The organism is Pseudomonas sp. IT-P2 (genome assembly GCF_949767575.1).
Taxonomy (GTDB): domain Bacteria; phylum Pseudomonadota; class Gammaproteobacteria; order Pseudomonadales; family Pseudomonadaceae; genus Aquipseudomonas; species Aquipseudomonas pharyngis.
This window is the reverse complement of the sequence record NZ_CATKQA010000010.1, coordinates 45536-68656: the sequence shown is the minus strand read 5'-3', so window position 1 is coordinate 68656 and position 23121 is coordinate 45536. Positions and strand designations below refer to the sequence as shown.

General features: G+C 61.5%; 19 protein-coding genes. 13 read left to right on the top strand and 6 right to left on the bottom strand.

Translation table 11 applies throughout. The features are described from left to right. Position 1: 1 nt before the first annotated feature. The 4 genes from ACM6JM_RS06745 (at position 2) to arfB (ending at position 4336) form a co-directional block, all read left to right on the top strand. Positions 2-193, top strand: a complete 192-nt coding sequence (locus ACM6JM_RS06745; RefSeq protein ID WP_210711190.1) for a DUF1289 domain-containing protein — start codon at positions 2-4, stop codon at positions 191-193. A 154-nt stretch (positions 194-347) separates the two neighbouring features. Further along, complete coding sequence (rluB, locus tag ACM6JM_RS06740; protein ID WP_134334348.1) at positions 348-1565, top strand: 23S rRNA pseudouridine(2605) synthase RluB; 1218 nt, start codon at positions 348-350, stop codon at positions 1563-1565. A gap of 848 nt (positions 1566-2413) precedes the next feature. After that, on the top strand, positions 2414-3832 hold the full coding sequence (locus ACM6JM_RS06735; protein WP_039765508.1) for an amino acid permease: 1419 nt from the start codon (positions 2414-2416) through the stop codon (positions 3830-3832). 90 nt (positions 3833-3922) lie between these two features. Next, positions 3923-4336: an alternative ribosome rescue aminoacyl-tRNA hydrolase ArfB gene (gene arfB, locus ACM6JM_RS06730; RefSeq protein ID WP_011333010.1), complete on the top strand. Its 414-nt coding sequence runs from the start codon at positions 3923-3925 to the stop codon at positions 4334-4336. Here arfB and ACM6JM_RS06725 read toward each other — a convergent pair. The 6 genes from ACM6JM_RS06725 to phhA all read right to left on the bottom strand — a co-directional run bounded on the left by ACM6JM_RS06725 (position 4333) and on the right by phhA (position 8786). Beyond that, positions 4333-5520, bottom strand: coding sequence for an MFS transporter (locus ACM6JM_RS06725; RefSeq protein ID WP_170844945.1), 1188 nt, complete (start codon positions 5518-5520; stop codon positions 4333-4335). The two genes, arfB and ACM6JM_RS06725, sit on opposite strands and share 4 nt — an antisense overlap. A gap of 95 nt (positions 5521-5615) precedes the next feature. Continuing rightward, positions 5616-5795: a hypothetical protein gene (locus ACM6JM_RS06720; RefSeq protein WP_011333012.1), complete on the bottom strand. Its 180-nt coding sequence runs from the start codon at positions 5793-5795 to the stop codon at positions 5616-5618. Between the two features lie 73 nt (positions 5796-5868). Then, entirely contained in the window at positions 5869-6000 is a 132-nt protein-coding gene (locus ACM6JM_RS06715; RefSeq protein ID WP_007958347.1) for a hypothetical protein, read from the bottom strand. A gap of 334 nt (positions 6001-6334) precedes the next feature. Beyond that, complete coding sequence (locus ACM6JM_RS06710) at positions 6335-7528, bottom strand: amino acid aminotransferase (RefSeq protein WP_414881515.1); 1194 nt, start codon at positions 7526-7528, stop codon at positions 6335-6337. Continuing rightward, entirely contained in the window at positions 7528-7884 is a 357-nt protein-coding gene (locus ACM6JM_RS06705; RefSeq protein WP_003222798.1) for a 4a-hydroxytetrahydrobiopterin dehydratase, read from the bottom strand. The genes ACM6JM_RS06710 and ACM6JM_RS06705 overlap by 1 nt, the downstream gene beginning before the upstream one ends. Positions 7885-7994: 110 nt before the next feature. Next, positions 7995-8786: a phenylalanine 4-monooxygenase gene (phhA, locus tag ACM6JM_RS06700; protein WP_039765515.1), complete on the bottom strand. Its 792-nt coding sequence runs from the start codon at positions 8784-8786 to the stop codon at positions 7995-7997. 280 nt (positions 8787-9066) lie between these two features. On the opposite strand from phhA, the gene ACM6JM_RS06695 reads away from it, so the two are divergent. From ACM6JM_RS06695 to ACM6JM_RS06655, 9 genes are all read left to right on the top strand, one after another. Further along, positions 9067-10632 (top strand): sigma-54-dependent phenylalanine hydroxylase transcriptional regulator PhhR, encoded by a 1566-nt coding sequence (locus ACM6JM_RS06695; RefSeq protein ID WP_039765517.1) that lies wholly within the window; start codon positions 9067-9069, stop codon positions 10630-10632. A 375-nt stretch (positions 10633-11007) separates the two neighbouring features. Then, positions 11008-11748, top strand: a complete 741-nt coding sequence (locus tag ACM6JM_RS06690) for a flagellar basal body rod protein FlgF (RefSeq protein ID WP_007958343.1) — start codon at positions 11008-11010, stop codon at positions 11746-11748. A 45-nt stretch (positions 11749-11793) separates the two neighbouring features. Further along, positions 11794-12579: a flagellar basal-body rod protein FlgG gene (gene flgG / locus ACM6JM_RS06685; RefSeq protein ID WP_039765524.1), complete on the top strand. Its 786-nt coding sequence runs from the start codon at positions 11794-11796 to the stop codon at positions 12577-12579. A gap of 53 nt (positions 12580-12632) precedes the next feature. Continuing rightward, complete coding sequence (gene flgH / locus ACM6JM_RS06680; protein WP_011333018.1) at positions 12633-13328, top strand: flagellar basal body L-ring protein FlgH; 696 nt, start codon at positions 12633-12635, stop codon at positions 13326-13328. A gap of 27 nt (positions 13329-13355) precedes the next feature. Beyond that, positions 13356-14444 carry a flagellar basal body P-ring protein FlgI gene (locus ACM6JM_RS06675; RefSeq protein WP_039765528.1) on the top strand — a complete coding sequence of 363 codons (1089 nt, stop codon included), beginning with the start codon at positions 13356-13358 and terminating at the stop codon, positions 14442-14444. A gap of 11 nt (positions 14445-14455) precedes the next feature. Next, positions 14456-15748, top strand: coding sequence for a flagellar assembly peptidoglycan hydrolase FlgJ (gene flgJ, locus ACM6JM_RS06670; protein ID WP_207273868.1), 1293 nt, complete (start codon positions 14456-14458; stop codon positions 15746-15748). 21 nt (positions 15749-15769) lie between these two features. Continuing rightward, a complete protein-coding gene (flgK, locus tag ACM6JM_RS06665; protein WP_039765533.1) occupies positions 15770-17815 on the top strand; it encodes a flagellar hook-associated protein FlgK in 2046 nt (681 codons plus the stop codon). A 13-nt stretch (positions 17816-17828) separates the two neighbouring features. Further along, positions 17829-19400 (top strand): flagellar hook-associated protein 3, encoded by a 1572-nt coding sequence (locus tag ACM6JM_RS06660; protein WP_074692274.1) that lies wholly within the window; start codon positions 17829-17831, stop codon positions 19398-19400. Between the two features lie 117 nt (positions 19401-19517). Then, complete coding sequence (locus tag ACM6JM_RS06655) at positions 19518-23111, top strand: glycosyltransferase (RefSeq protein ID WP_414881514.1); 3594 nt, start codon at positions 19518-19520, stop codon at positions 23109-23111. Positions 23112-23121: the final 10 nt, after the last annotated feature.

Sequence of the window (23121 nt, the reverse complement as noted above, 5' to 3'; positions counted from 1 at the left end):
CATGAGCTCGACCAAGGACCCGTGCATCAGCGTCTGCAAGTTCAGCGACGACATCTGCCTCGGCTGCGGCCGCAGCAAGCGCGAGATCCGGGCCTGGAAGAAACTCGACAAGGACGACAAGCGCACCGTACTGGCCGAAGCCGCGCTGCGTCTGATCAAGCTCGGGACCACCGGTCGGCGGAAAAAGAAATAACCTTGCCCTGATCGACTAGTCTCTGATGCGCGCGCGGCCACATCCGCGTATGATTCGCGACCCTTCGGCGATCCCTTCGCCCGAAAACCCAGATTTCAACGCTTCAGCGGCTCAATTCAGCGCCGCTGAACAGACCACACCGGGAGGTGCCCAGATGAGTGACATCAATCAGAAAGACGACCAGGAAATCGGCCCAGCAGGCGAAAAGCTGCAGAAAGTCCTCGCCCGTATCGGCGTCGGCTCGCGCCGCGACGTCGAATCCTGGATCGCTGCCGGCCGGATCAAGGTCAATGGCAAAGACGCCACCCTCGGTCTGCGTGTCGACATGCACGACGCCATCACCATTGATGGCAAGGTCATCAAGCGTGAAGAAGCTGCCGAGTCGGTTCGCCGCGTGATCATGTACAACAAACCCGATGGCGAAATCTGCACCCGTGACGACCCGGAAGGCCGTCCGACCGTGTTCGACAAGCTGCCGCGTCCGAAAGAAGGCCGCTGGATCAACATCGGTCGTCTCGACATCAACACCACCGGTCTGCTGATGTTCACCACCGACGGTGAGCTGGCCAACCGCCTGATGCACCCATCCTACGAGATGGACCGTGAGTACGCCGTGCGTGTACGTGGCGAAGTCGATGACGAAATGATCGAGCGCCTGAAGGCCGGCGTGGTGCTGGAAGACGGCCCGGCGCGTTTCACCGACATTCAACAGGCACCGGGCGGCGAAGGCTTCAACCACTGGTATCACTGCGTGGTGATGGAAGGTCGTAACCGTGAAGTACGTCGACTTTGGGAATCCCAAGGCCTGGTGGTCAGCCGTCTGAAGCGCGTGCGTTTCGGTCCGGTGTTCCTCAACTCCGACCTGCCGATGGGCCGCTGGCGCGAAATGAGCCAGTACGAAGTCGACGTACTGAGCGCCGAAGTCGGCCTGACCCCGGTGGCCATGCCGCAACTGAATGCCAAGAGCAAAGACAAGCTCGACCGCATGCAACGCAAGTCGTCGCGTCCGATGGCCCGTACCGAGCGCGTGCGTACCCTGCGTCCGGCCAACGGTGCGCCAATTGGCGCCGGTCCGCGTCCGGTTCGCGAGCCGCAGATCGAAGGCGAGCGTCCAGGTCGCAAACCGACAGCGCGTCCGGATGGCGAGCGCGGTCCACGCACACCGCGTCCGGCCAATGGCCGTACCGAGCGTGGCGAAGGTCGCGGTACGCCGGTGGCGGATCGTCCAGTCGACACCAAGCGTCCGTCCAAGCCATCGCCGAAGCGTCCAGGCATCAAGCTGGCTGACGATGACAAACCGTCGGGCAAGCGCCGTGGCGCACCGGCCGGTTCCGGTCAGCGTCCGGGTTTCGGTCGCAAGAAGCCGGAATAACGCGGTTGTAAGCTTCGAGCGGCAAGCTTCAAGCTGAAAACAGAAACGCCAACCTCAGGGTTGGCGTTTTTTTTTGGACTTTTTATTTCTTTTTTTCGGGCGTGTTTTTCTTGTTTTTAAACAAAAAACTTAACGCCTTTCAAATAGTTAGCCAGCTAACGTCAATCACCGGACGCCTCTTCGATGGGTCTGGAGTGGAAACTTTACGTTACGCGCTGTCAGTGGATATTTACGAAAAAGACCTCGCCGTCCCATGAATCGGGTGGCTTTGACTGGCTGTAAGGAAAATCTGCCGCAGCCACGCCCGCCGGGCCTTGCGCAGCCCTCTGGCGTGCTTGTTTCAGCGTCGTTTGGAAGGTGAGATGCGCGGCATGCCTGTCGTGCAGGTGCATAACAAGAAGGAGGCGCAATGAACGCCGTTATCCATTTTCACTTCTCCACGTGGGGCGAATCTTCCATCGTCCACGCCGATGGCCTGCAAAGGCCTGACTCAAATTTTGCAGCCGCCCGGGCTTCCCGGGGTGGACACATGCAATCCCGGCAACCGACACGCTGATCCGGCGAGGTCTGGCAGCAGGGGGTTAGCGGTGTACAATGCGCCGCGTTTTAACTGTGACCCTCTGCGTAATCGCGCAAACCTCAAGGTTTATCCGCCTTGTTCACTCCGCCGCGTCACAAGCGTGTCGGGTTCGATTTCGTCACAGATAAAAACAAACAGGTGACGCATGACCGTTGTAAAAAAGCTGAATTCCTGGTGCCTGCGCTGGGGTTTGATCAAGGTTGGCTGAAATCGCAACCTTGCAGCAACGTCTACTGAACATCATCAAACCTTGCGTGAGACCTTTTTCATGAGTGGACAAAACTCGCAATCAGGCGAGCTGAAACGCGGCCTGAAAAATCGCCATATTCAACTGATCGCCCTCGGTGGCGCGATCGGTACCGGACTGTTCCTCGGCTCGGCCGGGGTGCTGAAATCCGCCGGCCCGTCGATGATCCTCGGCTATGCCATCTGCGGCTTCATCGCCTTCATGATCATGCGCCAGCTCGGCGAAATGATCGTCGAAGAGCCGGTGGCCGGTTCCTTCAGTCACTTTGCGCACAAATACTGGGGCGGTTTCGCCGGCTTCCTGTCGGGCTGGAACTGCTGGATCCTGTACATCCTGGTGGGCATGTCGGAGCTGACCGCGGTCGGCAAATACATCCACTACTGGGCGCCGGAGATCCCGAGCTGGGTCACTGCCGCGGCGTTCTTTGTGCTGATCAACGCGATCAACCTGGCCAACGTCAAAGTCTTCGGTGAAGCCGAATTCTGGTTCGCGATCATCAAGGTCGTGGCGATCGTCGGCATGATCGCCCTGGGCAGCTACCTGCTGGTCAGCGGCCATGGCGGTGAGCAGGCGGCCGTGAGCAACCTGTGGTCCCACGGTGGTTTCTTCCCGAACGGCGTCAGCGGCCTGGTGATGGCCATGGCGATCATCATGTTTTCCTTCGGCGGTCTGGAAATGCTCGGTTTCACCGCAGCCGAAGCCGACAAGCCGAAAACCGTGATCCCGAAAGCGATCAACCAGGTGATCTACCGGATCCTGATTTTCTACATCGGCGCACTGGTGATCCTGCTGTCGCTGACCCCATGGGACAGCCTGCTGGAAACCCTCAACGCTTCGGGCGATTCCTACAGCGGCAGCCCGTTCGTGCAGGTGTTCTCGATGCTTGGCAGCAACACCGCTGCGCACATCCTCAACTTCGTGGTTCTGACCGCGGCATTGTCGGTGTACAACAGCGGCACCTATTGCAACAGCCGCATGCTGCTGGGCATGGCCGAGCAGGGCGACGCGCCGAAAGCGCTGGCGAAGATCGACAAGCGCGGCGTACCGGTACGTTCGATCCTGGCGTCGGCAGCCGTGACCCTGGTGGCGGTGCTGCTCAACTACCTGATCCCGCAACATGCGCTGGAACTGCTGATGTCGCTGGTGGTTGCAACGCTGGTGATCAACTGGGCGATGATCAGCTTCTCGCACTTCAAGTTCCGCCAGCACATGAACAAGACCCACCAGAAGCCGCTGTTCAAGGCGCTGTGGTACCCGTACGGCAACTACATCTGCCTGGCGTTCGTCCTGTTCATCCTCGGCGTGATGCTGCTGATCCCGGGCATTCAGATCTCGGTGTACGCGATTCCGGTGTGGGTCGTGTTCATGTGGGTCTGCTACGTGATCAAGAACAAGCGTGGTGCGCAACAGGCACTGCACGCAGCGAGCGCAGCCAAGTAAGCGTCGTTGCAAAAACAACAAACCCGGCCAAGTGCCGGGTTTTTTGTGCTTTCGCGGTATCCTGCGGGTTCTGATTACGGACGTTTTTCCATGCTGGTGATTTCAAACAACGTGCATCTGCCGGATGCCGAGATCGAACTGACGTACATCCGCGCCCAGGGCGCCGGTGGGCAGAACGTCAACAAGGTCTCCAGCGCCGTGCACCTGCGCTTCGACATTCCGGCCTCGTCCTTGCCCGAGTTCTACAAGGAGCGGCTGCTGGCGCTGCGCGACAGTCGCATCACCGGCGACGGCGTGCTGATCATCAAGGCCCAGCAGTACCGCACGCAGGAACAGAACCGCGCCGATGCACTGGAGCGTCTGACCGAGCTGATCCTGAGTGCCACCAAGGTTGAGAAGAAGCGCCGGCCGACCAAGCCGACGCTGGGTTCCAAGAAGCGTCGGCTCGAATCGAAGACCAAGCGCGGCAGCATCAAGGCCGGGCGCGGCAAGGTGGATTTCTAGTCTTCGCGGTACTTCGCCGTGTGGCGGTAGAGATAGACGCTCAGTGCCAGGCCGCTCAAAGAGGCGAGGGCGGCGAACAGGAAGATCGAGGCAAATCCGAAGCCCGCTGCAATCGCCCCTGCCAGCGGCCCGGTGATGCCCAGCGACAAGTCGATGAACAAAGAATAAGCCCCGACCGCCGCGCCACGGCTGGAGGCCGGCACCAGGTTCACGGCTTCCACGCCCAACGCCGGGAACACCAGCGAGAAACCGAAACCGCTCAATGCCGCACCGGCCAATGCCCAGTGCGCGTCCGGTGCCAGCCACAGCAACAGCAGGCCCAGGGTTTCCACCGACAGGCAGGCAATCGCCACGCGGAAGCCGCCGAGGCGATTGATCAGGTTGCCGAACAGCAGTCGCGCACCGATGAAGCTGGCGCCGAACAGGCTCAGGCACAGCACCGCGTTATCCCAATGCTGCGTGGCGTAATACAGGGTGATGAAGGTGGCGATGGTGCCGAAACCGATCGAGCCCAGCGCAAGTCCGCAGCCGTGCGGAAAGACGCGCCCGAGAACGTGCATGAACGGCAGACGCTCACCGGCCACGATCGGCGCGGCGGTTTTCGGCCAGGCCAGCAGCAGCCCCAGCGTGGCGAGCAGCAGAATGCTCACACCCATGCTCCACAGACCGAAACGGCTGACCAGCCATACCCCGAGCGGCGCACCGACGGCCAGCGCTCCGTAACTGGCGATGCCGTTCCACGAGATGACCTTGGCGGTGTTGGCGGCGCCGACCCGGCCGATGCCCCAACCGATCGAGCCTGACCCGACCAGACTTTCCGCGCTGCCCAGCACCAGACGGCCAACGAACAGGCTGATCAGGCTCAGCAGCGGCAGGTTGGGCGTCCACGCCGAAATCAGCATGAACACACCGCTCAAACCACAACCGGCCAGACCGATCATCACCGCACGTTTGCTGCCCTGGTTGTCGATGATCTTGCCGGCATACGGGCGGCTGAGCAGGGTGGCGAGGTATTGCACGCTGATCACCAGCCCGGCGATGACCGCGCCGAAGCCCAGGTCGCTGTGTACATAGCCGGGCAACACCGCCAGCGGAATGCCGATGTTCAGGTAGCCGATGAAGGTGAACAGGACGATGGAAACGACTTGCAGCGTGACCGCCAGGGGGCGCTGGGGTTCTGGCATAGAGGACGACATGAATTACGATCCACGGGAAGAGCAGAATAGATAGGCTGCTCATGATACCGATGCGGACGCGTCCAGGGCGGGGAAAAGTAAAACTATTTGGCCGGGGCGACCAATTGCGTGGTGACCAGGGCGGCCAATGCGTTTTCTTCGCTGCCGAAACGGGCGAGCAGGGCGGCCTGTTTCTCGGGCGAGAGACGGCTCCAGATCTCGATCATCTTTTCGGTGGCACCGATCAGGGTCTCGGCCTGTTGTTCATCGAATTCTTTGGACATGGCAACTCAGGTTTCAGGCAGTGTGGAAAGCGCATGTTAGCGCTTTCCACACGGTCTGTACGGCGGGTGTTGCTTACTCTTCGCTGTCGGCCGGACGGCTCTCGGCGGCTTCTTTCGGTTCGGGCTGTTGGGCACCGGCTTGTTGCGTGGTCGTCTGCTCAGTTTCGTGCAGGCTTGGGAAGGGGAGATTCGGAATCTCGTGCATGGTTGCGCTCCTCGCTAAGTCTGTTGATAGATCTGGTAGATCCGCGCTTTCAGAAAGCCTGCGCAGGATACAGCAAGAAAAATGACAATCAGACTTTTAAATCCATTTGGTTCGACGGGCGGGATTGTCTAGACAAGTGCGACAGGGTGACGCAGGGCAAATGCAGGGGCGAGCCTGCTCGCGATGAGTGCGCCTGATCGTTCCCACGTCGAGGCGTCGAACCGTCCGCGTGGGAATGCAGCCCGGGACGCTCTGCGTCCCTGCCGAAGCGGACGCGGAGCGTCCATTGAGGCATTCCCACGCGGAGCGTGGGAACGATCAAGACCAGGGGGAGTTATTTGCAGACGTTGGCGATCGCTTCGGCCAGCAGGTCGAGACGCGTCGCATCAATCCCGGCAACGTTGGCCCGGCCCGAGCTGACCATGTACACGCTGTGATGCTCGCGCAGGTTCTTCACCTGTTCCGGCGACAGCCCGGTGTAGGAGAACATCCCGCGTTGCACGCCGATGTGCGCAAAACGCTCGCGCAGACCGTGCGGTTCCAGCGCTTCCACCAGACCGCTGCGCAATTGGGCGATGCGCAGACGCATGGCTTCCACTTCGTCGGCCCAGCGGCGTTTCAGCTCCGGGTCGGCGAGGATCGTGGCGACCACAGCCGCGCCGTGATCCGGTGGCGTTGACCACAGGTTGCGAGCGATGTGCGCCAACTGGCTGCGGATGTCGATCAGCTTGTCAGCGCTTTTCGCGCTGACGATCAACGCACCGGTGCGGTCGCGATACAGGCCGAAGTTCTTCGAGCAGGAACTGGTGATCAGCAGCTCGGGCAACTCGGCGGAGAACAGCCGGGTTGACCATGCATCCTGCTCCAGACCGTCGCCAAAGCCCTGGTAGGCAAAGTCGATCAGCGGCAGCAGGTCACGGCGGCGTACCACCTCCAGCACTCGCTGCCAGTCGTCGTGGCTCAGGTCGAAACCGGTCGGGTTGTGGCAGCACGCATGCAGCAGCACCACATCACCTTTCGGCACTTCGTTGAGCACGGCGAGCATCGCCTCGACGTCGAGGCGGTTGTCGCTGCCGACGTACGGGTAATGGCTGATCTTGACCCCGGCGGCCGCGAAAATCGTTTCGTGGATCGGCCAGGTCGGGTTGCTCAGCCATACGCCTTTGCCCGGCAGGCATTGGGCGATGAAGTCCGCCGCCAGACGCAGGGCGCCAGTGCCGCCCGGCGTCTGAGTGGCGCCGGCACGTTGCTCGGCGATCAGCTTCGAATCGACGCCAAGCACCAGCTCATTGATGACCTTGCCGAACAGCGGATTGCCGTGGCCACCGATGTAGGTCTTGGTGTCCTGGCTCTCGACCAGCCGCGCCTCGGCGATTTTCACCGCCTCGGGGATTGGCGTCAGGCCCTGGGCATCCTTGTAGACGCCCACGCCAAGGTCGAACTTGCGCGGGTTGGAGTCCTGCGCGTAGGCCTCCATCAGACCGAGGATCGGGTCGCCGGGCACCCGGCCGATGGCGTCGAAGTGCATTACTTGCGTCCTTCTGCAGTCTTGGCCACTTCGTCAGTGCGCGCGGCCATGATGAAGTCGTTGCGGTGCAGGCCCTTGATCGAGTGGCTCCACCAGGTCACGGTGACTTTGCCCCACTCGGTGAGCAGGCCCGGGTGGTGACCTTCGGCCTCGGAGATCTCGCCGACGGCGTTGGTGAACGCCAGCGCGTGCTTGAAATTCTTGAACAGGAAGACTTTTTCCAGCTGCATGATGCTGTCGCGTACTTCGATGTTCCAGTCAGGGATCTGCTTGATCAGGATCGGCAGTTCTTCATCGCTGACTTGTGGGGCATCGGCACGGCAGGCTTCGCAATGGGCTTGGTTCAAAGTGGACATGGTGGACTTCCTGAAATCTGAAGGTGTTTTTTTATATTGGCCGTCAAAGTCGCCACGCTAAACCAAAGTGGCGACGACTGACAGACTCACTTGTAAGCAAAAGTCGCGGGTCACGCGGCTTTCGGTTTTGGCGGAAACTTCGGTGCGTGCAGACCCAGCTGCATGCCTTGCTTGACCATGGCCATGATGTCTTCGTGGGCCAGGTCGAACAGGCGCTTGAGGTTCGGCAGGACAAAGTACAGCGGTTGCAGGATGTCGATGCGATACGGCGTGCGCATGGCTTCCAGCGGATCGAAGGCCTGATGCTCGGGCTCGTCCGACAGCGAATAAACAGTTTCTTTTGGCGAGGACAGGATGCCGCCGCCGTAGATGCGTTTGCCTTGCGGGGTGTCGACCAGGCCGAACTCGATGGTCATCCAGTACAGGCGCGCCAGGTAAACGCGTTCTTCCTTGGTCGCCTGCAGGCCGAGCTTGCCGTAGGTGTGGGTGAATTCGGCGAACCACGGATTGGTCAGCAGCGGGCAGTGGCCAAAGATCTCGTGGAAAATGTCCGGCTCCTGCAGGTAGTCCAGTTCTTCACGGGTGCGGATGAACGTGGCCACCGGAAACTGCTTGCTGGCGAGCAATTCGAAAAAGGTCTGGAAAGGGATCAGCGCCGGGACGCGGGCAACCTGCCAACCGGTGGTCTCGCCGAGCACCTTGTTGATCTCGCCCAGTTGAGGAATGCGGTCGTGGGGCAGACCGAGTTTTTCGATACCGTCCAGGTATTCCTGGCACGCACGACCCTCGATCACTTTCATCTGGCGGGTGATCAGCGTGTTCCACACCGCGTGTTCTTCTGCGGGGTAGTCGATAAAACCTTGCGCATCGGGCTCGCGGGCCACGTATTGCGTCTGCTTCATACTGCTCTCCTGCGAGGGGAATTTCGTTCTTGTTATGTCCTGCGATGGACTGAGAAATACCCCGGAACGTTTGTTGTTGCAGCAGGTTGAAGACTGGCTGAGTAGGAAAAGTCTCTTTAATTCGTAAAATTTTCGTTACGCTTCGTGCGATAAGTCGTGTTTGCGGTGACTGTCGGGTTTGAAAAGGCTTATGGCTGTCACATAATCTTGACGACTATCTTGCGCGCGGCGCAGAAAATTCCGGCGTCAGACCACCTTTTCACCTGTTTCGGGCCTTTATATGCGTATCAAAGTCCACTGCCAGAACCGCATCGGCATCCTGCGCGACATTCTCAATCTGCTGGTGGAGTACGGGATCAACGTCGCCCGTGGCGAGGTGGGTGGTGAGCATGGCAACGCGATCTATTTGCATTGCCCGAACCTGATCAACATTCAGTTCCAGGCGCTGCGACCGAAGTTCGAGGCAATTGCCGGGGTGTTCGGCGTCAAACGGGTAGGGCTGATGCCCAGCGAGCGGCGGCACATGGAGTTGAATGCGCTGCTCGGTGCGCTGGAGTTTCCGGTGCTGTCGATCGACATGGGCGGCTCCATCGTGGCGGCCAACCGGGCGGCGGCGCAGTTGCTCGGTGTGCGGGTGGACGAGGTGCCGGGGATTCCGTTGTCGCGTTACGCCGAGGACTTCGACCTGCCGGAACTGGTGCGCGCCAACAAATCGCGAATCAACGGCATGCGGGTCAAGGTCAAGGGCGACATCTTTCTGGCCGACATCGCGCCGCTGCAATCTGAACACGACGACAGCGAAGCCATGGCCGGTGCTGTGCTCACCTTGCACCGCGCGGACCGCGTCGGCGAGCGGATCTACAACGTGCGCAAACAGGAGTTGCGCGGTTTCGACAGCATCTTCCAGAGCTCGAAAGTGATGGCAGCGGTGGTGCGCGAGGCCCGGCGCATGGCGCCGCTGGATGCGCCGTTGTTGATTGAGGGCGAAACCGGCACCGGCAAGGAATTGCTGGCGCGGGCCTGCCACCTGGCGAGCCCGCGTGGTCAGTCGCCGCTGATGGCGCTCAACTGCGCGGGGCTGCCGGAGTCGATGGCCGAGACCGAACTGTTCGGCTACGGCCCCGGTGCCTTTGAAGGCGCTCGGGCCGAAGGCAAGCTCGGGCTGCTGGAGCTGACGGCGGGCGGCACGCTGTTCCTCGATGGTGTCGGCGAAATGAGCCCGCGCTTGCAGGTGAAACTGCTGCGCTTCCTGCAGGACGGCTGCTTCCGCCGTGTGGGCAGTGATGAAGAGGTTTACCTGGATGTGCGGGTGATCTGCGCAACCCAGGTGGATTTGTCGGAGCTGTGCGCGCGCGGCGAATTTCGCCAGGATCTGTATCACCGCTTGAACGTGCTTTCGCTGCACATCCCGCCACTGCGCGAATGCCTCGACGGTTTGACGCCGCTGGTGGAGCACTTCCTCGATCAGGCCAGTCGACAGATCGGCTGCCCGCTGCCGAAACTGGCACCGGCGGCGATGGATCGGCTCAGTCACTACCATTGGCCGGGCAATGTGCGGCAACTGGAGAACGTGCTGTTCCAGGCGGTTTCGCTGTGCGACGGTGGCACGGTCAAGGCCGAGCACATTCGCCTGCCGGATTACGGTGTGCGTCAGCCGCTTGGCGATTTCTCCCTCGAAGGCGGGCTCGACGAGATTGTCGGGCGCTTCGAGAAGGCGGTGCTGGAGCGCTTGTATTCCGAGCATCCGAGCAGCCGGCAACTGGGTAAGCGGCTCGGGGTTTCGCACACTACGATTGCCAACAAGCTGCGTGAGTATGAAGTCGGCAAGGAGTCAGGCAGCGCCTAATCAGCCCCACACTGATCCCCCCCCACGCTGATCGTTCCCACGCTCTGCGTGGGAACGCCTCAAGGGACGCTCTGCGTCCGCTTTGGGACGCGGAGCGTCTCGGGCTGCGTTCCCACGCGGACGGTTCGACGCCTCGACGTGGGAACGATCCGCGATCCGCGATCAGCAATCAGCAATCAGGGTCAGGTGTTTGCCGCCAAGCGGCATGACACCGCCGGTTTTTCGTCTTCGATACATTTCCCTCCTCCCCGCAAAATCCCTCAAGTCCTTTGTTTACCGGGTCGTGGGCCGCCAGAAAAAAGTTGGTCTGCAAATTGCTTATGGCTCAGCAGTACAGCGGTGGGCGGCAAACGTCCGGCATGCAGAGGAAAGAGTGTGGACAAGTACCTTTATGTGGCAATGACCGGCGCCAGCCAGAACGCACTGGCGCAAAAGGCTCATGCCAACAACCTGGCGAACATCTCCACCAACGGTTTTCAGCGCGACCTGGAGCAGGCGCGTTCGATGCCGGTGTTCGGTGACAGCTTTCCGGCGCGTGCGTTTGCGATGAGCGAACGGCCCGCCACCGACTTCACGCCGGGCTCGCTGGTGCAGACCGGTCGTGACCTCGACGTCGCCGTGTCGGGCAACGGCTGGATCGCCGTGCAGAACCCAAATGGCGGTGAAAGCTACGTGCGCACCGGCAGCCTCAACATCGATGCCCTCGGCGTGTTGCGTGCCGGCAACGGCATGCCGGTCATGGGCAATGGCGGGCCGATCGCGGTGCCGCCGGAGCAGCAGGTGGAAGTCGGCGAAGACGGCACCATCAGTATTCGAGCGATGGGCGAGGGCCCGCGCGTCATGGCCGAAGTCGACCGCATCAAGCTGGTCAATCCGGACATCAAGAACATGAACAAGGGCCTGGACGGTTCGATTTACACCAAGGACGGCCAGCCTGCGCCGGCCGATGCCAACGTCAAACTGGTGTCGGGTTTCCTGGAATCGAGCAACGTCAATGCCGTGGAAGAAATGACGTCGGTGCTGGCCCTGGCCAAGCAGTTCGAACTGCACGTCAAGATGATGAACACCGCCAAAGACGACGACCAGGCCATGGCTCGGGTCTTGCAGATCAGCTAATTATCAGAACGTCGCGCCGTAAAACAGGCGCACGAGGAGAATCGAATGCTTCCGGCTCTATGGGTTGCCAAAACCGGTCTGTCCGCCCAGGACACCAACCTGACCACCATTTCCAACAACCTGGCGAACGTGTCGACCACGGGTTTCAAACGTGACCGCGCCGAGTTCCAGGACCTGCTGTACCAGATCAAGCGTCAGCCAGGCGCCCAGTCGACCCAGGACAGCGAACTGCCGTCGGGTCTGCAAGTGGGTACCGGTGTGCGCATCGTCGGCACCCAGAAAAACTTCACCGCTGGCAGCCTGCAAACCACCGAGCAGCCGCTGGACATGGCCATCGACGGTCGCGGTTTCTTCCAGATCCTGCAGCCGGACGGCACCACGTCCTACACCCGTGACGGTACTTTCCACCTCGACTCCAACGGCCAGATCGTCAACGCCAGCGGTTTCGCCCTGGAACCGGCCATCGTCATCCCGAACAACGCCCAGACCTTCACTGTGGGTCGTGACGGCACCGTGTCGATCACCACCGCCGGCAACGCCGCCTCGCAAGTGATCGGCAACCTGCAAACCGCCGACTTCATCAACCCGGCCGGTCTGCAAGCGGTGGGCAACAACCTGTTCCTGGAAACCGCCGCTTCCGGTGCGCCGCAAGTCGGTACGCCGGGCCTGAACGGTTTCGGTACCACCCTGCAGAACACCCTGGAAACCTCCAACGTCAGCACCGTGGAAGAGATGGTCAACATGATCACTACTCAGCGCGCGTACGAGATGAACTCCAAGGTGATCTCCACCGCCGACCAGATGCTCTCGTTCGTAACGCAGAATCTGTAATCAAGTCTATGAGGCGGCCATGAGGCTGCCTGCAACACCGTGAGGTAAGGGTCATGAAACGCTTTGTATCTGTTGTGGCATTGAGCGGGGTCGTCTCGCTCGCGGGCTGCGTCGCTCCGACGCCCAAGCCCAATGATCCTTACTACGCCCCGGTGTTGCCGCGCACACCGTTGCCGTCGGCCGCCAACAACGGCTCGATCTATCAGGCCGGTTTCGAGCAGAACCTGTACAGCGACCGCAAGGCGTTCCGGGTCGGTGACATCATCACCATCACCCTGAACGAGAGGACCCAGGCCAGCAAGAACGCCAACTCGCAGGTGGCCAAGAACAGCAAGACCGGTATCGGCCTGACGTCGCTGTTCGGCGGCAGTGCCACCACCAACAACCCGTTGGGCGGTAACGACCTGAGCCTGGATGTCGGTTACAGCGGCGACCGCGCGACCAAAGGTGACAGCAAGGCCGCCCAGGGCAACACCCTGACCGGTTCGATCACCGTGACCGTCGCCGACGTGCTGCCCAACGGCATCATCGCCGTGCGTGGCGAGAAGTGGATGACCCTCAACACCGGCGACGAGCTGGTGCGGATCGCCGGTCTCGTGCGGGCCGATGACATCGCCACCGACAACACCGTGTCCTCGACTCGGGTCGCCGATGCGCGCATCACCTACTCGGGCACCGGTTCGTTCGCCGATGCGAGTCAGCCAGGCTGGTTCGACCGTTTCTTCCTCAGCCCGCTGTTCCCTTTCTAGGTGGCTACGTTGAATTTCAGAAGTCTCATGGTGGCCGCGTTCCTGTTGTCGGCGGCCTTCAATGCACAAGCCGAACGGTTGAAGGACATCGCCAGCATCTCTGGCGTGCGTTCCAACCAGTTGATCGGCTACGGCCTGGTGGTCGGCCTCAATGGCACCGGCGACCAGACCACGCAGACCCCGTTCACCCTGCAGACCTTCAACAACATGCTCTCGCAGTTCGGCATCAAGGTGCCGCCGGGATCGGGCAACGTGCAGCTGAAAAACGTCGCGGCAGTGTCGGTGAGTGCCGATCTGCCGGCGTTCGCCAAACCGGGTCAACAGGTCGACATCACCGTGTCGTCCATCGGTAACTCCAAGAGCCTGCGCGGCGGCACGCTGTTGCTGACCCCGCTCAAGGGTATCGACGGCAACGTCTACGCCATCGCTCAGGGCAACCTGGTGGTCGGTGGTTTCGATGCTGAAGGTCGTGACGGTTCGAAGATCACCGTCAACGTTCCGTCGGCCGGTCGCATCCCTGGCGGTGCGTCGGTCGAGCGTTCGGTGCCGAGCGGTTTCAACCAGGGCAACAGCCTGACGCTGAACCTCAACCGTTCCGACTTCACCACCGCCAAGCGCATCGTCGACAAGATCAACGACATGCTCGGCCCTGGTGTCGCCCAGGCCATCGACGGCGGTTCGATCCGTGTGACCGCGCCGCTCGATCCGAGCCAGCGCGTCGACTACCTGTCGATCCTGGAAAACCTCGAAGTCGATCCGGGTCAGGCGGTGGCGAAAGTCATCATCAACTCGCGTACCGGCACCATCGTCATCGGCCAGAACGTGAAGGTCTCGCCGGCCGCCGTGACTCACGGCAGCCTGACCGTGACCATCACCGAAGACCCGATCGTCAGCCAGCCGGGCCCGCTGTCCAACGGCCAGACCGCCGTCGTGCCGCGCTCGCGGGTGAATGCCGAACAGGAAGCCAAGCCGATGTTCAAGTTCGGCCCGGGCACCACCCTCGACGAGATCGTCCGTGCGGTGAACCAGGTCGGCGCCGCGCCGGGTGACCTGATGGCCATCCTTGAAGCACTGAAGCAGGCCGGCGCGTTGCAAGCCGACCTGATCGTGATCTGAGGACGGCGACCATGGATATGCGCAAAAGCGGTCTGGTCAGCAGCAGCGATTCGGGTTCGTACTCCGACCTCAATCGTCTGAATCAGCTCAAGGTCGGCGACAAGAACAGCGATGCGAACATGCGCAAGGTTGCGCAGGAATTCGAATCGCTGTTCCTCGGTGAAATGCTCAAGTCGATGCGTTCGGCCACTGAAGCGCTGGGTCAGGACAACCCGCTGAACACGCCGGCGGCCAAGCAGTATCAGGAAATGTACGACCAGCAACTGGCGGTTTCCATGTCCCGCGAGGGCGGGGGTATCGGCCTGGCCGACGTGCTGATGCGCCAGATGTCGAAGAACAAACCGATGGCGCCGGGCGAGGCTGCGGCCGCGTCCGCCGCCAAGCAGGAAGAAGCCAAAGCCAAGGCCGCTGCCGTGGCCACGCCGATTGCCGCCGGCACCGTGGCTACGAATGGTCCGTTGTCGCGACTTAATGGCGAGCGTCCGCTGTGGGCGTCGCGTTCGGTGCATGCGCCGAGCACCGAACTGACCCATCGCAATGACATGGAAATGATCAACCAGCGTCGTCTGGCACTGCCGCCGAAACTGGCGGACCGCTTGCTCGCAGGTCTGGTGCCGTCGGCCACGCCGGCGGCGGCCACTCAGCTGCCGCAACGCGCCACGACCGCCGCTGTCACCGGTTCCGGCCCGCTGTACAACGGCGACTGGCTGGACCGCGCCGAGGCAGATAAAGCCTCGGGCGGGCAGATGCAGATTTACGGCCGCGCCATGGCGCAGATCCCGCTGGCACCGGCGAAGAAAGCGTTCGGCAACGCCGACGAATTCGTCAACACCATGCTGCCGATGGCGCAGGAAGCCGCCGCGCGAATTGGCGTCGATCCGCGTTATCTGGTGGCTCAGGCTGCGCTGGAAACCGGCTGGGGCAAATCGGTCATGCGCGCCCAGGACGGCAGCAGCAGTCACAACCTGTTCGGCATCAAGGCGAGCAGCAACTGGAAGGGCGATTCGGCCCGGGCGATCACCAGCGAATTCCGCAACGGGCAGATGGTCAAGGAGACGGCCGAGTTCCGTTCCTACGCCTCGTACAAGGACAGCTTCCACGATCTGGTGACTTTGCTGCAGAGCAATAATCGCTATCAAGATGTGCTGAAGTCGGCCGATAACCCAGAACAGTTTGTGCGCGAATTGCAAAAGGCCGGTTACGCGACCGACCCGAACTACGCGACGAAGATTTCGCAGATTGCCAGGCAGATGACGGTCAATCAGAACTACGCTGCGGCCGGCGTTTCAACAACGCCCTTATAAACACAAGGTAAGGTTTGAATCATGAGTTTGCTCAATATCGGGATGTCGGGGTTGGCCGCGAGTTCATCCTCTCTGGCTGTGACGGGTAACAACATTGCCAACGTCGACACCGCCGGTTATTCACGCCAGCAAACCGTGCAGGGCACCAAGTCCTCGATTCAATACGGTAACGTGTTCATCGGTACCGGCACGACCCTGGCCGACGTGCGCCGGGTGTACAACTCCTACCTCGAATCTCAGCTGCGTACCGCCACGTCGCTCAATAGCGAAGCCGCCGCTTTCGGTGCGCAGGCGACCGCACTGGACGGCTCGCTGTCCGACACCAACACCGGCCTGACCGGCGTGCTGCAGAAATTCTTCACCTCGATGCAAGGCGTATCGACCTCGGCCACCGACGACACTTCCCGTCAGTCGGTACTGACCGGCGCGCAGGCCCTGACCAGTCGCTTCAATGCACTGGCCAAGCAGATGAACGATCAGAACGCCACGCTCAATGGCAACCTGTCCGACATGGCGTCCCAGGTGAACAAGCTGGCAACCTCGATTGCCACGCTGAACCAGAAGATCGGCGAGATCTCCACCAGCGGCGGCCAGCCGAACGATCTGCTCGACAGCCGTAACGAAGCCGTGCGTCAGCTCTCCGAGCTGACCGGCGCGCAAGTCGTTGAGCGTGGCACCAGCTTCGACATCTACATCGGCAGCGGCCAGCCGTTGGTCATCGGTAATACCACCAATACCCTGAGCACCGTGCCGCTCAAGGGTGACCCATCGCGAATGGGCATCCAGATGGATCGTGGTTCGAGCACCATCGACATCACCTCGGCGATGACCGGCGGTGAAATCGGCGGTCTGCTGACTTATCGCAAGGAAGTGCTCGATCCTGCACTCAACGAGCTGGGCCGTGTGGCACTGGTCGTTGCCGACCAGATCAACCGCCAGCAAGCCCAGGGCATCGACAAGAACGGTGACTTCGGCGCAGCGATTTTCAACAACATCAACAGTGCCGCCCTGATCAGCCAGCGCAGTATTGCCCAGTCCGGCAATAGCGCAGGTTCGGGCAACCTTGATGTCACCATCAAGGACACCGGCAAGCTGACCACCAGCGACTACCAGGTCACCTTCACCAGCGCGACCAACTACACGGTCAAGCGCTCCGACGGCACCGACATGGGTTCGTTCAGCACCACGACCACGCCGCCTCCGGTAATCGACGGCTTTACCCTGGCCCTTAACGGTGGTGCCCTGAGTGCCGGCGACACGTTCAAGGTCACCCCGACCCGCAACGCGGCGGCCAGCATCCAGACCGTGCTCACCGATCCGAAGAAAATCGCGGCAGCCGCACCGTTGACCGGCGTGGCCAGTGCCAACAACTCAGGCACCTACACCCAGCCGACGCTGACAGACGTCGTCGATATCTACAACCCGGCGTCCCAGGCGGAGCTGCAGAACGCGCTCAAGTATTCGACTCCGGTCAAGCTGGTATTCGGTGCCACCACCAGCGGCAGCCAGACTTACAACATGGTTGATGCCAAGGGTGCCACGATCGGTTCCGGCGTCATCGTTCCCGGTCAGGCGAACACCCTGAACCTGAAGATCGGCATGGTCGACTCCACCGGGGCTCCGGTGATGGACACCACCGTCATCCCGAACGTGCAAAAGACCTTCACCGTGCAGACCACCGTGGGCGCGACGCCGAAGTCCGGCGAAACCTTCACCATCAACCTGACCGGCGCAGCGTCTTCGGACAACCGCAACGCCCAGGCACTGGTCGGTCTGCAGACCAAGCAGACCGTCGACACCGGCACGGCGAGCAAGGGCATCAGCCTGACCGACGCCTACAACAAACTGGTGACCAACGTCGGTACCCAGGCCGCCCAAAGCAAGTCCGACGGTGCGGCCACCACGGTGATCCTGGATCAGGCCCAGGGTGCGCGGGACTCGCTGTCCCAGGTCAACCTGGATGAAGAGACCGGCAACCTGGTCAAATATCAGCAGTACTACACAGCGTCTTCGCAGATCATCAAGGCTGCGCAGGAAACTTTCGCCACGCTGATCAACAGCCTTTAAGGAGCCGTAATTCATGCGCATTTCCACCGCCCAGTATTACGCGACACAAGCTGCCCAATATCAGCGCAACTACAGCAAGACGGTCGCGACCGCCAACGAAGCCAGCAGCCTGCAGCGCATCAACACCGCCGCCGACGATCCGATCGGGGCTGGTCGTTTGCTGCGCCTGGGTCAGCAGGCCGCGATGCTCGATCAGTACAAAGGCAACATCGACACCACCAAGAGCTCGCTGACTGTTCAGGAATCTACGCTGACGGCCATCACCGACGCTTTGCAGCGCGCCAAGGAAATCGGGCTGGCAGCCAATAACGGCATCGCCACCGACAAGGACCGCCAGGCTTACGCCGCCGAACTGAGCCAGATCCAGCAACAAGTGCTGGGCCTGATGAACTCCAAGGACGCCAACGGCAACTACCTGTTCTCCGGCTCGAAGACCGATACCGCGCCGTACTCGCAGAACGCCGATGGCACCTACACCTACAACGGTGACCAGACCCAGATCAACCTGGGCATTGGCGATGGTTTGTCGGTGGCCACTAACACCACCGGTTGGGATGCTTTCCAGCAGACCATCAATACTGCGCGCACCCAGACCAACATGACGGCTCCGGCCGTTGATGACGGTCGCGTTGTGCTGACCAACGGTGTCGTTGGCAACGCGGCGACTTACAACTCCAAGTTCACGGCCGGCCAGCCGTACACCGTGGACTTCATCAGCAGCACTCAGCTGAAGATTACCGATGCCTTGGGCAACGATGTGACGGCCGAAGCCAGCCAGAACGGTCTGATCAGCAACAGCAACGGCGCCAACCAGACGGTCAGCTTCCGCGGTGTCGATCTGAAGCTGAACATCAATCTCAAGGCTGGTGATACCAACCCGGATGCGGTGATTGCCGGTCACAGCTTCCAGCTGTCGGCCACGCCGGACACTTTCAATACCGCACGCAGCCCGGGCAACCCGTCGACTGCGGTTATCACCGGTTCCAGCGTGACCAACCAGGCAGCCTACAACGCGGCCTTCCCGTCGGGCGGCGGTGCAGTCTTGAAATTCACCAGCGCCACCGCGTTCGACTTGTATGCGGCGCCTGTCACCGCTGACAGCAAGCCGATCTCGTCGGGCACCGTGGCTGGCGGCAACGCGACGGCGGCCGGTGTGACCTTCGCTCTCGGTGGCACGCCCGCGGCCGGTGACCAGTTCTCGATCCAGTCCAACAACCACCAGACCCAGAACGTGCTCGACACCCTGGGCCAGATGGTCGCGGCGCTGAACACCCCGATCGACGGTGATCCGGTGGCCAAGCAGAAATTCCAGGGGGCAATGGAGTCGGCACTGGGCAACATCGACAGTGCCGCCAACCAGATCGGCAGTGCGGTGACGTCCATCGGTGCCCGCGGGCAGTCGCTGGATGACCAGAGCACCACCAACCAGAGCCTGCAACTGGCGAACGCCACCACCCAGGGCACGATCCGTGATTCGGATCCGGCCGAAGTGATGACCCGCCTGACCTTGCAGCAGACCATGCTGCAGGCCTCGCAGCTGGCGTTCAGCAAAATCTCTCAGTTGGGCCTGTTCAACAAGATCTGAAGCCTGAGCGGGCGCGCAAGCGCCCGCTTGCTCCGTTCGCTCTGTATCATTTGTCTTTTTCTGCGGTTTCAAAGGGCTCGCTGTTCCGGGCGGGTTCCCGCCGCTTGCGAGTCCGCCGTGAATTCACTTCCTCTTGTCAGCCTCGTCATTCCTGCCTTCAATCCGCGCTTCTTCGAGCGGACATTGAACAGTGCTGTCAGCCAGACTTACAGCCCTCTGGAAATCATCGTCTGCGATGACAGTCGGGGTTCCGAGATCGAACGCATCGTCGCGTCGGTCATCGAGCAGTCCGGCGTCGAGGTGCGCTACGTGCGCAATCCGCGCACCCTGGGAATGATCGGCAACCTCAAGGCGTGCCTGAGTCAGGCGCAGGGCGAGTTCATCAAGTTCCTGTGCGACGACGATCACTTGTATGCCGACTGCATCCGGCAGCAGGCCCAGGAGATGATGCGTGAAGAGGTCAGGCTGGTACTGGCCCAGCGACTGTTCTGGGATGCGCAGGACATCATCCTGCCCGCGCGCCTGGAAAACACGTCGTTGTCGCCGCACAGCGGTCTGTTCAAGGGCGACGATCTGCTGGGCATCTTCGAGAAATTCCCGGTCAACGTCCTCGGTGGATTCACCAACGCACTGTTCCGGCGTGCCGACGTTGAAGAGCTGTTGCCGGCGCTGACTCAGGAAGGTCACTGCTTCGTCGCGTCGCTGGATTTTGCCCTGTACGTCTGCCTGCTGCGGCGCGGCAATCTGGCCGTCTCCAACAACGTGCTCAGCGCGGAGCGGCTCTACCCGGAACGTCTGAGTGCGCAACAGCCGATGAAAGACGCGCTTGAGGTCGAGCGTGAGTGGATGCTGCAGATGCTCAAATCGCGCAGCGGCGAAGCCGCGCCGGCGCCGGGATGGGTTCGCTATGTTCCGCTGAGCAAGGCCGATGAGTCTCCGCGGGTCTGGGAAGAGCTGCCGCTGAGTCGCACCCTGGGCTCCAAACAGAGCCGTCAGGAGTGGAGTGTCGGCATCGACAGCTGGAGTTTTGCCGAGCTCTACGCGCAGTGGCTCAACTGCCGGGTACTGACCGAAGGTCAGCGCACGTTGCTGCCGGAAACCCTGGCCGGCTGGTCGCATCAACCCCGGATCGTGCCGATCGTCATCGACGGGCAGGGCAGTCGTGACAGTGTCGAACGCACACTGGCGTCGCTCGCCGCTCAGGATTATCCGCCGGAGCTGATCCTTGTCCTGTCCGCCTCGTGTACCGAAACCGAGCTGGACGGGCGGGTGTTCCGCATGCCTTTGCAAGACGACGGCATGGAGCAGATCAATGCGCTGCTGCCGCAACTGGCGGGAGCCGACTGGTTCTATCTGCTGCAGGCGGGTGATCGGCTGGTGGCGCCGGCGTTGCTGGTCATGGCCGAGCGCATCGTGCATTCCCCGTCACTGAAATGTCTTTACAGCGACGAGGGCAGCTTGCGTAACGGGGAGTCGGCAGAACCTGCGTTCAAGCCGGGTTTCAACCTCGACCTGATGCGCAGCTACCCTTATGTGGGCCGGGCACTGGCGTTCGAGCGTGAGCGTTTTCTGGCGCTCGGTGGTTTTGCACCTGACTTCGCTCAGCTCGCGCCGCACGATGTGTTGTGGCGTCTGGTCGAGAGCGATGGCACACAGGTTGTCGGCCACATTGCCGAGGTCATGCTGGAGTCGCCTTTCGACCTGTCGAAGTGGCTGGCGGCCCCGGGCGTCCTCGAACAGAATCCGCGCGTGCTCGAAGCGCATCTGCAGCGTCTGGGTCTGGCCCACGACATTCGCCGTGGCAGTTGCGAGCTGCTCAATCGTGTCGACTATCATCACGCCCGGCGTCCGCTGGTGTCGGTCATCATTGTGACCCGGGACCAGACCGCCGCCTTGCAGCGTTGCGTCGAGACGCTGCTGGAAAAAACCGCCTACACCGAGTACGAGCTGCTGCTGGTCGATAACGGCAGCACCAGTGCCGAGGCGCTGGCCTGGCTGGACGGCATGGCGCAACTGGGCAGCGACCGGGTTCGCGTGCTGAGCTTCGCGCAACAGGGCAATGCAGCCGCCACGCACAACTTTGCGGTAGGGCAGGCCCGCGGCGAATACGTGCTGATGCTCAATACCTTTGCGGTGATCACCCAGTCCGACTGGCTGGACGAACTGCTCAATCATGCGCAGCGCCCGGAAGTCGGGGTCGTCGGCGCCAAGTTGTACAATCCGGACGGTTGTGTGCTGCATGCCGGCCTGATTCTGGGTATGCAGGGCGCCGTGGGATTGCCCTTCTATGGTCAGTCGCTGCAGGCGGACGGGTACATGTTCCGCTTGCAGGCGGTGCATGACCTGAGTGCGGTCGGCGGTGATTGCCTGATGATTCGCAAGGCTGTCTTTGATGCTGTCGACGGGCTCGACGAACAGGATCTGGCGCAGGCCTTCAATGTGGCGGATCTGTGTCTGCGCGTCGGCCGGGAAGGTTACCTGGTGGTCTGGACTCCTTATGCCATGCTGGCCCTGGGCGCGCGGCCGACGGCCGAGGCCACGGCAGAAGAAGAGCAACTGCAGATTCAGGAACACGAAACGTTCTACAAGCGCTGGTTGCCACTGATTGCGCGCGATCCTGCGTTCAACGTCAATCTGGCGGTGCAGGGTGTCGGTGCGACCAGCTTCAGTCTGGAGCCGGGCCTGCGTACCGGCTGGAGTCCGTTTTCGCGCAAACAGTTGCCGAATGTGCTGGCGGTGCCCATCAACGCTTCCGCCATTGGTCACTATCGCATCAGCCAACCGATGATCGAACTGGAGGCGGCCAACCGTGCCGAGGGGCGGATCTGCTACGGTTTGCCTTCGATCATCGACATCGAGCGGCAGGCCCCCGATGTGATCGTATTGCAGGGGCGCTATTCGGAAAGTGCCATCGATGAAATTCCACCGCTGAAAAACTTTTTCAACGCCCGGCGGATCTACGAGCTCGATGACTATGTCATCGATGTCCCTCATCGCAACGCGCACATTCGCAACATGCCGAACAAGCAGGAAATGGAGCGGCTGGTGCGGCGGGCGATCGGTCTGTGCGATCGGGTGGTGGTGTCTACCCAACCGCTGGCCAACGTTCTGTCGGACATGCATCACGACATCCGGGTCGTACCGAACATGTTGTCGCGGCACTTGTGGACCGACTTGCGCAGCCAGCGTCGCACCTCGAAAAAGCCGCGGGTCGGCTGGGGCGGCGGCACCAGCCACCACGGTGATCTGGCGGTGATTGCCGATGTGGTCCGTGAACTGGCAAACGAGGTCGACTGGGTGTTCTTCGGCATGTGCCCGGATGACTTGCGTCCGTACATGCATGAATTCCATGGCGTGATCCCGCTGGATGTGTATCCGGCGAAACTGGCCAGCCTCAACCTCGACCTGGCCCTGGCACCGCTGGAGTTCCACATCTTCAACGACTGCAAGAGCAACCTGCGCCTGCTGGAGTACGGCGCGTGCGGCTACCCGGTGGTCTGCACCGATACCGAGGCCTATCAGGGTTACCTGCCGTGCACCCGGGTCAAGACCAACTCCACCGAGGAGTGGCTGCAAGCGATCCGCATGCACCTGGCTGATCCGGATGCCAGTTACCGCATGGGTGATCAGCTGCGTGAAGTCGTACTGCGCGACTACGTGCTGCGCGGCGACAACCTGCGGTACTGGGAAAACGGCTGGCTGGCCGACTGACCGGCACTGC